The organism is Lacticaseibacillus sp. 866-1 (genome assembly GCF_016861825.1).
Taxonomy (GTDB): Bacteria; Bacillota; Bacilli; order Lactobacillales; family Lactobacillaceae; genus Lacticaseibacillus.
On sequence record NZ_BOLU01000020.1, the window covers coordinates 17,899 to 32,068 of the forward strand.

General features: G+C 56.7%; 13 protein-coding genes. 11 read left to right on the top strand and 2 right to left on the bottom strand.

Annotated elements, in window-relative coordinates; all coding sequences use genetic code 11:
• The first annotated feature begins 115 nt into the window (after positions 1 to 115).
• Positions 116 to 778, top strand: a complete 663-nt coding sequence (locus JUE30_RS07445) for a redox-sensing transcriptional repressor Rex (RefSeq protein WP_203624306.1) — start codon at positions 116 to 118, stop codon at positions 776 to 778.
• A gap of 58 nt (positions 779 to 836) precedes the next feature.
• Here JUE30_RS07445 and JUE30_RS07450 read toward each other — a convergent pair whose 3' ends face one another.
• Together JUE30_RS07450 and JUE30_RS07455 are read right to left on the bottom strand one after the other, a co-directional pair.
• The gene (locus tag JUE30_RS07450; RefSeq protein ID WP_203624307.1) at positions 837 to 1,916 is read right to left on the bottom strand and encodes an LCP family protein; all 1,080 of its coding nucleotides are present in this window, start codon (positions 1,914 to 1,916) and stop codon (positions 837 to 839) included.
• Positions 1,917 to 2,009: 93 nt separating this feature from the next.
• Positions 2,010 to 2,639, bottom strand: coding sequence for a CPBP family intramembrane glutamic endopeptidase (locus JUE30_RS07455; protein WP_203624308.1), 630 nt, complete (start codon positions 2,637 to 2,639; stop codon positions 2,010 to 2,012).
• Between the two features lie 154 nt (positions 2,640 to 2,793).
• Between JUE30_RS07455 and groES the strand changes: the two genes are divergently transcribed.
• The 10 genes from groES (at position 2,794) to JUE30_RS07505 (ending at position 14,167) form a co-directional block, all read left to right on the top strand.
• Positions 2,794 to 3,078: a co-chaperone GroES gene (gene groES / locus JUE30_RS07460; protein ID WP_054663026.1), complete on the top strand. Its 285-nt coding sequence runs from the start codon at positions 2,794 to 2,796 to the stop codon at positions 3,076 to 3,078.
• A gap of 59 nt (positions 3,079 to 3,137) precedes the next feature.
• Complete coding sequence (gene groL / locus JUE30_RS07465; RefSeq protein WP_203624309.1) at positions 3,138 to 4,766, top strand: chaperonin GroEL; 1,629 nt, start codon at positions 3,138 to 3,140, stop codon at positions 4,764 to 4,766.
• 138 nt (positions 4,767 to 4,904) lie between these two features.
• Positions 4,905 to 5,255, top strand: coding sequence for a DUF1827 family protein (locus tag JUE30_RS07470; RefSeq protein ID WP_125757122.1), 351 nt, complete (start codon positions 4,905 to 4,907; stop codon positions 5,253 to 5,255).
• Between the two features lie 227 nt (positions 5,256 to 5,482).
• Positions 5,483 to 8,056, top strand: a complete 2,574-nt coding sequence (gene mutS / locus JUE30_RS07475) for a DNA mismatch repair protein MutS (protein ID WP_239061380.1) — start codon at positions 5,483 to 5,485, stop codon at positions 8,054 to 8,056.
• 4 nt (positions 8,057 to 8,060) lie between these two features.
• On the top strand, positions 8,061 to 9,995 hold the full coding sequence (mutL, locus tag JUE30_RS07480; RefSeq protein WP_203624310.1) for a DNA mismatch repair endonuclease MutL: 1,935 nt from the start codon (positions 8,061 to 8,063) through the stop codon (positions 9,993 to 9,995).
• Positions 9,992 to 10,546 carry a nucleoside triphosphate pyrophosphatase gene (locus JUE30_RS07485; RefSeq protein WP_203624311.1) on the top strand — a complete coding sequence of 185 codons (555 nt, stop codon included), beginning with the start codon at positions 9,992 to 9,994 and terminating at the stop codon, positions 10,544 to 10,546. Before mutL ends, JUE30_RS07485 begins: the two co-directional genes overlap by 4 nt.
• 112 nt (positions 10,547 to 10,658) lie before the next feature.
• Positions 10,659 to 11,411, top strand: coding sequence for a hypothetical protein (locus JUE30_RS07490; RefSeq protein WP_203624312.1), 753 nt, complete (start codon positions 10,659 to 10,661; stop codon positions 11,409 to 11,411).
• Positions 11,412 to 11,573: 162 nt separating this feature from the next.
• Positions 11,574 to 12,332, top strand: coding sequence for a hypothetical protein (locus JUE30_RS07495; protein WP_203624313.1), 759 nt, complete (start codon positions 11,574 to 11,576; stop codon positions 12,330 to 12,332).
• 27 nt (positions 12,333 to 12,359) lie between these two features.
• Complete coding sequence (locus JUE30_RS07500) at positions 12,360 to 13,085, top strand: WxL domain-containing protein (protein WP_203624314.1); 726 nt, start codon at positions 12,360 to 12,362, stop codon at positions 13,083 to 13,085.
• 101 nt (positions 13,086 to 13,186) lie between these two features.
• On the top strand, positions 13,187 to 14,167 hold the full coding sequence (locus tag JUE30_RS07505; protein WP_203624315.1) for a DUF916 and DUF3324 domain-containing protein: 981 nt from the start codon (positions 13,187 to 13,189) through the stop codon (positions 14,165 to 14,167).
• The last annotated feature ends 3 nt before the right edge of the window (positions 14,168 to 14,170 follow it).

Genomic DNA, 14,170 nt, shown 5'->3' on the forward strand with positions numbered 1-14,170 from the left:
GAGCAAGCTGGAGCCGCAGGGCTTGCTTTCACAGCTTAAAGCGGTTACTATCGATTTATAAGTATGCCGGGCTTTTCACAAGTACGCCCGACTCGAACGGAGACGGAGGAGACTTATGGCTGAAACAATGATCCCTAAGGCAACCGCAAAACGGCTGCCGCTGTACTACCGCTACCTCAATTTCTTGGCGAACTCTGGGACGACCAAGATCAGCTCCACGGAGCTGAGTGAGGCGGTCAAGGTCGATTCGGCGACGATCCGCCGCGACTTTTCCTATTTTGGCGCCCTGGGCAAACGGGGCTACGGGTATGATGTGACGGACCTGCTTAAATTCTTCAAGAAGATCCTCAACCAGGACCGGCTGACCAATGTGGCGTTGGTCGGGGTGGGTAATTTAGGGCACGCGCTGCTCAATTACAACTTCCGCCAGGCCAATAACATCCGCATTTCCGCCGGGTTCGACGTGAATCCCGACCTGGCCGGCACCATTCAAAGCGGGGTGCCGATTTACCCGATGACCGACCTGATTGACCAACTGCGCCAGCAGCAGATCGAAATCGTGATCCTGACGGTGCCGACCGACGCGGCGCAGGGCATCACCGATGACCTTGTGAAGGCGGGCATCAAAGGCATCATGAACTTCACCCCGCTGCGTATTTCCGTGCCAGCTTATGTTCGCGTGCAAAACGTGGACTTGGCCACTGAGCTGCAGACCCTGATCTACTTCCTGGACCACTACGGCCCGACGCTGAAGGACACCGAAGAAGACGAAGACTAGTTGAATCAATAAACAGGAGCGCCACCTCTCATCGCGAGAAGTGGCGCTCCTGTTGTTTTTACAGGTCTGGATTATAAATCACGTAGTTTTGTGCCTCTGGATTATCCCAGTTGAACTCAGTATTCGCCTTGTTCTCGCGCACGTTCTGGTTGGCGATGGTTTCTTTTCCCAACCCCAAAGCGGTGCGCAGCGTGTCAGAAACGCGCTGGAGTTCTGTGGTGGAGGGAATCTGGTAAGACGATGGGCCGGGGTAAACCATGGCGTCGTGCCCCTGCAGGGTGGTCGATTTGATCGTCCCAGCGGCGGCGCGGTAGTTTTGCACCAAGGCCATCATGTCGGCAAACGAGAGGTTCGTCTGCATGTTGCCCGAAACGGTTTTCAGCAGCTGGTCGAAGTTCTTCAGCGTGTCGGTGGACAGGGCCTTTTTGACGATGGCCTTGATCACTTGCTGCTGCCGCTTCTGGCGGCCGTAGTCGCCTTCAGGATCAGCGTGGCGCATCCGGGCGTAGGCCAAGGCCTGGCCGCCATTGAGATGCATCTTGCCTTTGGTGAAGTGGTAGCTGCCAACGTGTGGGTCGCTCCAGGAAAAGGCGACGTCTACGTCGACGCCGCCGACTGCGTCCACCACTTTTTCCAGCGCGCCCATGTTGACGGTCACGTAGTACTTGATCGGCACATTGACCAGCGCTGAGGCGGTGTTGACCGCCATCTTCGAGCCGCCGATCTCATAAGCGGCATTGACCTTTTGCATGTTGAACGACTTGGTGCCGATCATTTTGGCGGCGGTGTCGCGGGGCAGGGAGACCATGTTGGTTGTTTTGGTTTTGGGGTTGACCACGACGACGATCATCGTGTCGGAGCGGCCGGTGTCGTTGCGCCCGAACGCCCCGGTGTCGGTACCGAGCAGCAGGACTGCGAAGGGCTTTTTCTGCTGAATCGTTTTGGCGACTGTCCCGGCGCTGCCGTCCTCAGTCCCGATGCCGCGGTAGGTCGAGTTCAAGGCGTACTTGGTTTGTGAATACAGTCGCAGGCCATATGCGCCAAGAGCCACCAGCGCGGTGGTGAGAATCAGGATCAATATTTTCAGGAGCGGCCGGTGCGGTCTCTGACTTTGCCGGCGATTGACACGACTGTCCATAGTAGTCCTCGTTTCGTCTATTTGCTTTAGTATACCGCGTTCGCCTTTTGCGGTCAGCGCGAGGTCAGACCTTAAACGAGGTTTAAACTCCTGTCAGTGCCATATTGCGTAGCCAAGCGTCAGCGCTAGCACCCCAATGTGCGCGATCAGGGGCGTTTGAACACTACCGGTTTGCTTGTACAAATAGGCGTAAACGATGCCGACTAGGGTCGCGGTCAGCCAGTGGGTGGGGTCCGTGGCCAAGGCGAATAGGAGCCCGGAGATTAGCGCGGCGCCGAACACGCCCGTGACGCTGGCCAAGTTGCCAAAAATGACCCGGCGAAACGCGTACTCTTCCAGCAGGGGCAGTGCCCAGACTAAAGTCAGCGCATACAGCGGCACGCTGTGCAGTGCCGAGGTGGCCTGGGTGAGCGTTGGCGCCGGCGCATAAAACAGCCAAGACTCCAGCCAGCTGCCCAGCAGTTGGACAATCAGCACGACGGCGACCCCGGACACGCCCCAAATCACTCGGGTCTCGGCTTTGGCCAAGCCCGCAGTTTCAATGGCGGTGGGCAGGCGCAGCTGGCGGTTGAACCGCCAGGCGAGCAGCGCGCCGCCGACCGAGAGAGCCGTGCTGCCCCACAGCCCCGCCTCCCCCGGCCAAAAGTGCAGGATCAGCAGGCTGCCCACCAGGACGGCCAGGTAGGTGCTCAGGATCTGCACCGCGTGTTTTTGCAATGACATGGGAGGACCTCCTTGAGAATATGGGCCTAGTATAACAGAATTAGCACTTAGGGGTTGCAATTGCTAAACTGATTCGGTATAGTATCTAGTGTAGTTAGCACTTAGGACGAATGAGTGCTAAGCGTTCAAATTTTATGCATATGGAGGGATCGTTTTGTTAAAACCATTAGGTGACCGCGTGGTCGTTTCAGTTGAGGAAGAGCAAGAGGAAACTGTTGGCGGCATCGTGCTGGCCAACAACGCCAAGCAGAAGCCGCAACAGGGCACCATCGTTGCAGTCGGTGAAGGGGCCTTGAGTCCTGAGGGCAAGCGCCTGCCGATGGCCGTCAAGAAGGGCGACAAGATCCTGTACGACAAGTACGCCGGCTCTGAAGTCAAAGTGAACGGCGAGGATTACCTGGTCCTGCACGAAAAGGACATCATGGCGATCGTCGACTAAGTTCGGCTCATGGCAATTCCTGCATTAACTATATAAATAATATGAGGTGAAATAAACACATGGCTAAAGAAATTAAGTTCGGTGAAGATGCACGTCGTTCCATGCTGAAAGGGGTCGACAAGCTGGCCGACACCGTTAAGACGACCCTTGGCCCGAAAGGCCGCAACGTTGTTTTGGATAAGTCATACGGCGCTCCTGAGATCACCAATGATGGTGTCACCATCGCTAAGAGCATTGACCTGGAAGATCACTACGAAAACATGGGGGCCAAGCTGGTCGCTGAAGTTGCGACTAAGACCAACGATATCGCTGGTGATGGGACCACCACTGCCACTGTGCTGGCGCAGAGCATTATTCGCGAAGGCATGAAGAACGTCACCGCTGGCGCTAACCCGGTCGGGATTCGCAAGGGGATCGAAGAAGCGACCAACGCGGCCGTTGACGAATTGAAGAAGATTTCTCACAAGGTTTCCGGCAAGAAGGAAATCGCGCAGGTTGCTTCGGTTTCTTCCTCGAGTACAGAAGTTGGCGATTTGATCGCCGATGCCATGGAGAAGGTTGGCCACGATGGTGTCATCACGCTTGAAGAGGGCAAAGGCATTCAGACCGAGCTCTCCGTGGTTGAAGGGATGCAGTTCGATCGTGGCTACCTGTCCCAGTACATGGTCACAGATAACGACAAGATGGAAGCCGACCTCGACAATCCGTACATCCTGATCACTGACAAGAAGATTTCCAACATCCAAGACATTCTGCCACTGCTTCAGGAAATTGTTCAGCAGGGTAAGGCGCTGCTCATCATCGCCGATGACGTTGATGGCGAAGCACTGCCAACGCTGGTTCTGAACAAGATCCGTGGGACCTTCAACGTGGTTGCTGTGAAAGCCCCTGGCTTCGGCGATCGCCGCAAGGCTCAGCTGGAAGACATCGCGGCTTTGACCGGCGCGACAGTCATCACCTCCGACCTTGGCCTGGATCTGAAGGACACCAAGATCGATCAGCTTGGCCAAGCCGGCAAAGTCACGGTCACCAAGGACAACACGACCATCGTTGAAGGCGCCGGCGATAAGGCAGCCATCGACGAGCGGGTGGCAACAATTCGCAAGCAGATTGAAGAGACCACTTCCGACTTCGACAAGGAGAAGCTGCAGGAGCGCCTGGCCAAGTTGGCCGGTGGCGTTGCCGTTATCCGCGTCGGGGCTGCCACCGAAACCGAACTCAAAGAGCGCAAGTACCGTATCGAAGACGCGTTGAACGCGACTCGTGCGGCCGTTGACGAAGGTTACGTCGCTGGCGGCGGTGTTGCGCTGGTCAATGCGGCCAAGGCCGTTGCTGCCCTTCAAGAAGACGGCGACGTTCAGACCGGGATCAACATTGTCCTGCGCGCACTTGAAGAGCCAGTTCGTCAGATCGCGGCTAACGCCGGTCTGGAAGGCTCCGTCATTGTTGAGCGCCTGAAGAAGGAAAAGACCGGCTTTGGCTTCAACGCTGCGACCGGCGAATGGGAAGACTTGGCCAAGGCCGGCATCATCGACCCAACTAAGGTCACCCGTTCCGCGCTTCAAAACGCGGCTTCCGTTGCTGCTTTGATGCTGACGACCGAAGCGGTGGTTGCTGACAAGCCGGAACCAAAGGATGCCGCAGCAGCTCAGCCAAACCCTGGCGCCGGCATGGGCGGCATGATGTAATTTAGCAGCCAACTAATTGGAAGACGGAGACTCGCAATGAGCGAGCGTCCGTCTTTTCTTTTATTCTTACTGGTCCGCCGCCGTGTTGCGTTGACCGGTATGCTATATTTAAGTTAGAAGAAAAGGAGCTGATGCGTTGTGAAACTGATCGAAAACCCGATCCGCCTGAACTTCAGCCTGCACAAGTCGTTGCCGTACACCATGCGCTACCTGTACGGGAAAAGTAACGTGAAGACCTTCCGGCTGTACACGCTGGGCTCAGTGCACGTGTACTCGATTGAAGGTTTTGACCGGCTGGACATCGTGATGACCCATGATCACCGCAACATCAAGCAGGACGAGATCGACTTCGTCCGCGAGGCACTGCTGCCAAGCGACGACCCATCAACATTGAAAATCTCGCATACCGCCAAGAATCAAATTGAGGGTGACGTGCATAAAAAGATCCGGGTCAAGGATCTGGTCATTATCGAAAAGCCGCTCAAATAATCTTTCCGCCCGCCGAGGCCCGCTCGGCGGGTTTTTTAGACAAGATGCTCGACCAGGCGAACTTAGGCTAATCACTCGCCTGCTGCCAGGTCGAGCCCAGTTAGACAAGGTGCGCAGGCTTGGCGGGTTGACCCCAGTAACGCAGGCAAGCGCCAATTATCACGGCGGCGGTACCGGTCAATAAATGTTAAAATATAAGTTAGTTTTCAACTAAAAGGAGTCCCGTCATGGCCAAAGCAGCAAGTGTCACCCCGATGATGCAGCAGTACCAAAAAATCAAAGATCAGTACCCAGATGCGTTCCTGTTTTACCGCATCGGGGACTTTTACGAGCTGTTCAACGATGACGCCATCAAGGGCTCGCAGCTGCTTGAGTTGACGCTGACCGCCCGCAGCAAGAACGCGGACCATCCGATACCGATGTGCGGCGTGCCGCACCATGCTGCCCAGTCTTACATCGATATTCTGGTTGACCATGGTTACAAGGTCGCCATTTGCGAGCAGATGGAGGACCCGAAGAAAGCGGTCGGCATGGTCAAACGTGCCGTGATCCAACTGGTGACGCCTGGCACCAAGATGGATGTCAAAATCGGCGAAGCCAAGTCGAATAACTACCTCGCTGCCGTCGTGCCGGCTGAGGGCAAGTACGGCCTGGCCTACGCGGACCTGTCGACTGGTGAGTTCAAAGTCACCACGCTGAGCAATCGCTTCACGCTCCAAAATGAGCTGGGGGCGCTCGGCAGTCGGGAAATCGTCGTGCCGGACGGACTGAGCGCGGATGATCAAAAATTGCTCGGCCAAGGCGACCGCCTGCTCAGCCGCGCCGATGCCGTGGTGTCAGCCGAGGCCAGTTACGTCAGTCAGGATCTCACTGATGCGCTGCAGGTGCAGGTCGTGTCGATGCTGATGCAGTACCTGCTGACCACCCAAAAGCGCAGCTTGGCGCACATTCAAAAGGCCGTGGCCTACGAGCCGGCCGAGTACCTGGAGATGGACCAGGATGCCCGGACCAACTTGGACATCATCAAAAACTCGCGCACTGGGCGCAAAGGCGACACCTTGCTGGCAGTGCTTGATCGCACCAAAACCGCGATGGGTGGGCGGCTGATGAAGCAGTGGTTGGATCGGCCGCTGCTTGACCTCGCCGCCATCGCAGATCGGCAAAACCAAGTGCAGACGCTGCTGGACCACTATTTTGAGCGCTCCGAGCTGCAAGACCGCCTGACTAAGGTGTACGACCTGGAGCGTCTCGCAGGCCGCGTCGCGTTTGGCACGGTCAATGGCCGCGACTTGATTCAGCTCCAGACCTCCCTGGATCAGGTGCCGGCGATTCAGGAGATTTTGGCCAAGCTGGACGATGGCAGCTTCACGCCGCTGCTCAAGGCGATGGATCCGGTTCAGGACGTTGCGGGCTTGATTCGCCGAGCCATCGAACCCGAACCGCCGATTTCGATCACTGACGGCGGGGTGATCATGCGCGGCTACGACAAGAAGCTGGATGAGTACCGCGACGCCCAGGCCAACTCGAAGCAGTGGATCGCCGATCTGGAAGCCTCAGAGCGCGAAAAAACTGGCATTCACAACTTGCGCATTCGCTACAACAAGGTTTTCGGCTACTACATCGAAGTCACTAACAGCAACCTCGATAAGGTGCCTGAGGACCGTTACGAGCGCAAGCAGACGCTGACTAACGCGGAACGCTTCACCACGCCTGAACTGAAGGCTAAAGAAAGCACGATTCTCGAAGCCGAGGAGCGCGCGACGGGCCTGGAATACGACCTGTTTCAGAAGATTCGCGACGAAGTGAAAAAAGAGATCGGGCGCCTGCAGAAGTTGGCGTCGCAAATTGCCGGCCTTGACGTGTTGCAAAGCTTCGCGGTGGTCGCCGAGGATAACCATTACGTGCGGCCAACGATGCACGCGGGCAGCCACGACCTGACGATCCACGGCGGGCGGCACCCGGTCGTTGAGCAGGTGCTCGGCGAGGCCAAGTACATCCCCAACGATGTGATTATGGACTCGAAAACCGACATCCTGCTGATTACCGGGCCCAACATGTCAGGGAAAAGTACTTACATGCGGCAACTGGCGCTGACCGTGATCATGGCTCAGGCCGGGTCTTTTGTGCCGGCCGATGACGCCTCGCTGCCGATTTTTGATCAGATTTTCACCCGCATCGGGGCCGCTGATGACCTGGCCAACGGGCAAAGTACGTTCATGGTCGAAATGCTCGAGGCCAACGCGGCACTGAGCCACGCCACGGCGTCCAGCCTGATTCTGTTTGACGAAATCGGCCGAGGGACCGCGACCTACGACGGCATGGCGCTGGCGCAGGCCATTATCGAGTACCTGCATGACCACGTGCACGCCAAGACGCTGTTTTCGACCCATTATCACGAGCTGACGGCACTGGCAGACAGCTTGGACAAACTGGAAAATGTCCATGTCGGGGCCGTTGAGGAAAACGGTACCCTGGTCTTCCTGCACAAAATGATGCCGGGCCCGGCAGACAAATCCTACGGGATCCATGTCGCCAAGCTGGCCGGCCTGCCGAGCTCGCTGCTCGACCGGGCGGACAAGATTTTGACCCACCTGGAAGACACCGCGCCGGATCACGCGGCCCAGCCGGATTCCAAGGCCGCGGCGCAAGACGCGCAGCTCAGCCTGTTTCCGACCGAGCCGGTGAAGCCTAAGACCAATCCGGTGATCAAAAAGCTCGAGAAGTTTGACCTGATGGCGGCCACGCCGATGGACGCCATGAACTTGTTGTACGACCTGCAAAAGCAATTAAAGAAGAAGTGAGCGTATGCCTAAAATTCATCAACTCTCAACGACGCTGAGTAATCAGATCTCCGCTGGGGAAGTGATCGAACGCCCGGCTTCCGTCGTCAAGGAGCTGGTCGAAAATTCAATCGACGCTGGGGCGACTCAGGTCGACGTCATCGTTGAAGAAGCCGGCCTGAAAACCATCAAGGTCGTTGATAACGGCAGCGGCATCGAGCCCGATGATGTGCCGACGGCTTTTTTGCGCCACGCAACGTCCAAAATAGCGACCACGCGTGATCTGTTTAACGTACACAGCCTAGGGTTTCGCGGTGAGGCCTTGGCTTCGATTGCGGCCGTCGCCGACGTGACCTTGGCGACCGCGACTGAACCGGGCCTGGGTACCATCGCGCACATCAAGGGCGGCAAGATGCTGGACCAGCACTCGGAGGGCCTGCGCAAAGGCACTCAAATCGCCGTTAACGACCTGTTTTACAATACGCCGGCACGGCTGAAGTACGTCCAGTCGCAAAACACCGAGCTCAACCACATTCTGGACATCATTGACCGGCTGGCGCTTGGCCACCCTGAGATTGCCTTCTCGCTGAAAAATAAGGACCGCGTCGTCATCAAAACGGCCGGCACCAATGACCTGCAGCAGACCATCGCGGGAATTTACTCCGTGGCGACGGCCAAAAGCATGCTGGATTTTCAGGGGGAAGATAACGATTTTCGCGTTCACGGCTACACCAGCTTGCCGGACACCACGCGCTCGTCGCGCAACTACATAAGTCTCATGATCAACGGGCGCTACATCAAAAATTATCAGCTGATGAAGGCCTTCATCGCCGGTTACGGCTCTAAGCTGATGGTTGGCCGCTATCCTTTGGCTGTGATTGCAGTGGAGATGGATCCGCTGCTGGTGGACGTGAACGTTCACCCGACCAAGCAGGAGGTCCGCCTGAGCAAGGAAGATCAGTTGGGGGCACTGCTGACGGCCACGATTCGCGAGCGGCTGGGCCGAGAAAACCTCATTCCAGACGCGCTGCACAACCTGCGCCAGCACAACCCGGTGGATATGGACCAGCTGACCATCGCGTTGAACCAGGCATCACGGACCATGCCGCCTTCGCCAAGCATGGTCGGAGAGCAGCAAGCGCCTGCCGTGCCGCTGCAGGCTGATGGCGGCGATGCCGCAGACGCTGCGCCTGCCGATACCGGACTGGCCATTTCCGATTTGGACGACCGACCGATTTTCGACGAGCCCGATCGTCTGGCGGCATGGGATAAAAAATACCAACGCCCGGTCAGGCCTGAAGCAACGGCGCGGTCGACCCTGGTCGCAGAGCCGCGGCCCAAGGAGCGCTTCCCCAGCGAACTGAGGTACCTGGCCCAAGTGCACGGCACATACTTGCTAGCCGAGGCACCGGACGGACTATACATGCTCGACCAGCACGCGGCGCAAGAACGCGTGAACTACGAGCGTCTGCGCCGAGAAATCGGCGAAGTCAGCACGGATGAGCAGGCCCTGCTGGTGCCGATCACGCTGGACTACCCGGCCAGCGACGCCGTGGCGATTCGCGAAAAGCGTGACGTGCTGGAAGGCGTTGGGATTTTTCTGGAGGATTTTGGCCAGAACACGTTTGTCGTGCACCAGCACCCGACCTGGTTCAAGAAGGGTGAGGAGGAGCAAACGATTCGCGCCATCATCGATTGGGTGCTGGATGAAGGACATGTGACGGTGGCTTCTTTCCGCGAGAAAACGGCGATTATGATGAGCTGCAAGCAGGCCATCAAGGCCAACCATCACATTGATCGGCCGCAAGCCGAGGCGCTGCTGAAAAATCTGGCGCAGTGCGAAAATCCCTTCAACTGCCCGCACGGTCGTCCGACCCTGGTTCATTTTTCCAACACGGATCTGGAGAAAATGTTCAAGCGCATTCAGGATAGCCACCAAAGCTTCGGCGGTGCAAAATGATTATCCTAGCAAGCGGTTCGCCGCGGCGGCAGGAACTGTTGAGGCGGGTGGTGCCTGAATTTTCGGTGGAACCAGCGCAAATTGATGAACGCGCCTTGCCCGTTCTGGCGCCGCGTGCCTACGTCCAGCGGCTGGCGATGACCAAGTGCGCCACGGTCGCGCAGCGTCACCCCGGGGCGACGGTGATTGCGGCCGACACCATGGTTGCGTTCAACGGCCAGCTGCTCGGCAAACCGCAGACGGCTGAGGCCGCGACGGCCATGCTCGAGCAGCTGTCGGGGCAGACCCACCAGGTGCACACGGGGATGTGCGTGGCTTGGCCGGACAAAACCGCCAGGCAGGTGGTGGTGACCACCGAGGTGACCTTCTGGCCGCTGACGTCTAATGAAATCGCTGATTATGTCGCGACTGGCGAGCCGCTGGACAAGGCGGGTGCATACGGGATCCAGGGCCAAGGGGCACTTCTGGTTAAGGCAATCAAAGGCGATTACTATAATGTGGTTGGCCTTCCCATCAGCACACTGGCCCGCCTGTTAAAAGCAAAGAAATGATGTAAGTCGACTGAGTGGTCGGCTTATTTTTTTGTCCATAGTGCTGAGACATCAGGGGACTCAGGGCAAAATCCCGCAACCGCGTATTTATTTATCGACAGGAGGTGAGCGCATGAAATCTTGGCGATGGTGCGGCGTGCTAGTGTGGGTTGCCCTGATGTGGCTGGTGATTTTGCCCCAGCCGGTGGCGGCCGCGGATGTGACTGTCCCAACCATTCTCCCCGAGGGCTTTGATATGCCGACTATTTCGGCATCAGGCTCGCAGTTTCGCACCCAGCCGAACTGGTACACGCATGGCTATATTGTGTCAGTAGCCAACACTGGCGTTCACGCGCTGGTGCCAGAGGACGCGTCGTTGACCTTAGAAAATGAACCGGCGATTGATGCCTATGGGGCGCCAGTGGGAGATCAATACTACTATGCGATTGTCCACAACGGCGGGGCGGTGCCGATGAAAGCCTCTTTTCACAAAGGACTCGATTATTTCGATGAGGGGGCTGAGATTCATACCAAAATGCAGGTGGGGGATGGGTCGGTCAAAGTCATAGGTGGCCAGCTTGGCGATGATCCTAGCATTGGGATTACTGGTAATTTTGGGGCGGTTTGGATTGGAGAAGAATATGACTATATTGACTATTTACTGACCTTCCAGACAGTGACGGTGCCGACCTGGTTTCGTTACCAAATCGACATCATCACAAGTGAGACTCATGCCACCTTTCATTCACAGTTGTTTCCAGTACTAGTCATTCCCGATGACTGGGCACCACCGCTTTCGACGCCAAGGCGAGTCTTATTCGGTGGGCAGTCGACCACTCTCGGCATCGCGAGATTGGATCAGACGCTTCAGCCTGAGTATGTTTGACAGGCCTCTCCACCCAGCGCCGCCCTTAGCGGTAATCGTCTAACGATAACTAATGCACCCGCGGTAGTGGGCGCTGTCCAAGTTTATGCGACCTTCACTGTTCCGGCACATCCAATGTGGGGAGCCAGCATGACATACATTGGGCCGCCGCTGGAACTTTACTTGGCCACGGTTAAAAATCTGGCTGTGAATTTTCGCCGCGATGCACATTTCAGCGTTGCGTTGCCGCCAGGGTTGATGGTGCAGGGGTTTGCCTGGCAGTTCAATGGTGCAGACCAGACAGGCGACGCGCAGGCACTGCGCCTCTCCGAAGTTACTGAAGGCGGTACAGTGCATTGGCAAGCGAGCTTGCGTAATCTTTCGGGTGAGGTGATTGAAGCTGCCGCGGATGCCAGTTTGCAGGTGCTTTACCCTGATGCGCTGATGCTGTTGAAAGTTCCTGATTTGATTTTTATGCACGAAGTTGGTGGGGCGTTTCAGTCACCGACAGTTCAGGAGTTGATCGCTGGCCAGTTTGCCGGCCGCGCGGCGCTGTCCCAGATACCAGGTGAAGGTTCCTCTTGGTTGACTGCCGCCGGCGGGGAGCTGGAGGTTGCTGACGGCCGGACGGACCCTGATTCGCCATGGCAGTTGAGGGTCATGGTTGGCCACTTTCAAAGTCTTAAAGCATCATTCACCTCACAAGCTGAAATAAGGGTGCTTTTGACAGACGATAAGGAGGTGGTGAATGTGTCTGCACCAATTGTTGCCGGGCAAGCCAGCTTTGTTAAGCTGGCCAGCCGGCCTGATGGTGCAAATAGAGAGTATGTGTACGATGTGCAAGCCGTATTGGCGCTGGGGGCAATTTCCAACCCGCTCGCCGGCGAATACAGCGCCACGGTGAATTGGGGGTTGGCAGCCGTGCCGACCCCACGTGTCTGATTGCAAATAGTTCAAGGGGGATTTCGAATGAAAAAAGCAACTTGGCTTATTAGCACCGTTGCTGCTGCATTATTGGCAAGCGGCGCGCCGCTGACGATCAAGGCTGCCGGGCCAGGGGAGGCAAAGGATAACCTCAACACCTCGACGAATGCAGCCTTTGTGCTGAAAGACGATACGGATACCGCTGAGGCAAATAGCGTCGCGCTGTTCAGTATTAAGGCGGGAAAACTTTCACTTAAATCGGTGCCAAACCTGAATTTTGGCCCAAAGGATGTTCAAGATTTGATTAAAGGAGATGCCACGCTAACCTTAGCAGATGGAAAAGTGGCTCCAGGAACTGATGGATATGATGGCAACGACGCTAAGACCATCCAAGTGGAGGACTTTCGCGGGAACAATGTCGGGTGGAAGTTGACGGCTAGTTTAGGCGAATTTATGCATGGTTCTGAGCCATTAACCGCGACAAGCTTAGTTTTTGACGGTTCCGCACAGGGCGACAACTATCTCGGCGTTCTTGGTACCGGCGATATTGCTAAAGGCGCTGTACCCATTATAAATGCCGGTCAAGGAGAGGGTAGTGGTGTGACGAATGGGATTGTCAGGGATGCGACACTGATTTTGCCGCAGACATATAACGCAAGTGCAGGCGAATACCGGGCAAAAATTACTTGGCTCCTGGCCACCACGCCACCAGAAGAAACACCGACCGATCTTAGTGGTAACAGTGGCGCTGATGACCCTGAGGGCGACTAATCGAAACCAGTTTTCTGGTTGATTCGGATGGGCAAGGAAGGCACGGCGAACTGGGACGGACTGCTAAGTTGGTCCCAGTTTTTCGGTAGGGAGGGATCGTGATGCGGCGATGGTGGTGGTTGCTACTTTTGGTTGGGCTACTCACGCCCGGTCATAGGGTATTGGCGGAAGGGGCCGGCTTCACGGTGACGCCCGAGCTGCCCGCCAATCAACTTGGCGGAGATACCGGCTGGTTTAACTTGCTAGTCACACCGGGACAAAAACAGGAGTTGACGGTGGAGGTCGACAATCAATCTGATCAAACCAAAAGACTAAGGCTTTCGCTCACCAATGCCTTCACTCAGGATAATGGCCAGGTGGGCTACGAACCGAACCAGCGCAAGGATGCTTCAGCTAAAGTTCAGCTGACCGCGATTGGCTCCAAGCCCATCACAATCGATCTGGCAGCGCATCAGGGACGGAAGGTGACATTTCAAATCACCCCGCCAGCTGGAGGCTTTGCCGGTCAGGTGCTCGGTGCGGTGTACGTGAAAGACTTGACCGAACCAGGTGAGACCTCTGGCAACGGCTTTGCAGTCACGAATCAGTTTGCAATGGTGGTCGCAGTTCAGCTGCAAACAAGTGAAACGTTGGTGCCACCAGTGTTGCACTTGCTGAGTGTGAAGGCGAAAGCCGATCGTGTGCAGGCCACCATCCAAAACGCGGCGCCTCGCCTGTTCGGTAAGCTCAGTCTGCGGGCACAGGTGCTTCCAACTGGCCAGACCAAGCCCGTGTACCAACAGAAAAATAACAATTACGCCATGGCGCCTAACTCCGCCTTCAATTATCAGCTGACCCCGCCAAAAGGGCTGGCGGCGGGCAAGTATCAGCTTGTGATTGACGCGGCGGCAGGAAGCTACAAGTGGCATTTCACAACACAATTTACCGTCAAAGCGCCAATCGCCGCAACAACGCCCGCAACACCGGCCATCCAGCAGGCTAGTAGAACATGGTGGCCCTGGGCCATCGCGCTGGTGGCGATGCTGCTGATCGGCATGGTAATTGGCTGGTGGCGCGGCCGGCGCCAATCAGCCGGGAGGTGAGAG

Bases quoted from the DNA above. Each gene is read 5' to 3' on its own strand.
- JUE30_RS07505 (WP_203624315.1), top strand. From the start codon at position 13,187: ATGCGGCGATGGTGGTGGTTGCTACTTTTGGTTGGGCTACTCACGCCC.
- JUE30_RS07500 (WP_203624314.1), top strand. From the start codon at position 12,360: ATGAAAAAAGCAACTTGGCTTATTAGCACCGTTGCTGCTGCATTATTG.
- groL (WP_203624309.1), top strand. From the start codon at position 3,138: ATGGCTAAAGAAATTAAGTTCGGTGAAGATGCACGTCGTTCCATGCTG.
- mutL (WP_203624310.1), top strand. From the start codon at position 8,061: ATGCCTAAAATTCATCAACTCTCAACGACGCTGAGTAATCAGATCTCC.
- JUE30_RS07445 (WP_203624306.1), top strand. From the start codon at position 116: ATGGCTGAAACAATGATCCCTAAGGCAACCGCAAAACGGCTGCCGCTG.
- JUE30_RS07485 (WP_203624311.1), top strand. From the start codon at position 9,992: ATGATTATCCTAGCAAGCGGTTCGCCGCGGCGGCAGGAACTGTTGAGG.
- JUE30_RS07450 (WP_203624307.1), bottom strand. From the start codon at position 1,916: ATGGACAGTCGTGTCAATCGCCGGCAAAGTCAGAGACCGCACCGGCCG.
- JUE30_RS07455 (WP_203624308.1), bottom strand. From the start codon at position 2,639: ATGTCATTGCAAAAACACGCGGTGCAGATCCTGAGCACCTACCTGGCC.
- JUE30_RS07490 (WP_203624312.1), top strand. From the start codon at position 10,659: ATGAAATCTTGGCGATGGTGCGGCGTGCTAGTGTGGGTTGCCCTGATG.
- mutS (WP_239061380.1), top strand. From the start codon at position 5,483: ATGGCCAAAGCAGCAAGTGTCACCCCGATGATGCAGCAGTACCAAAAA.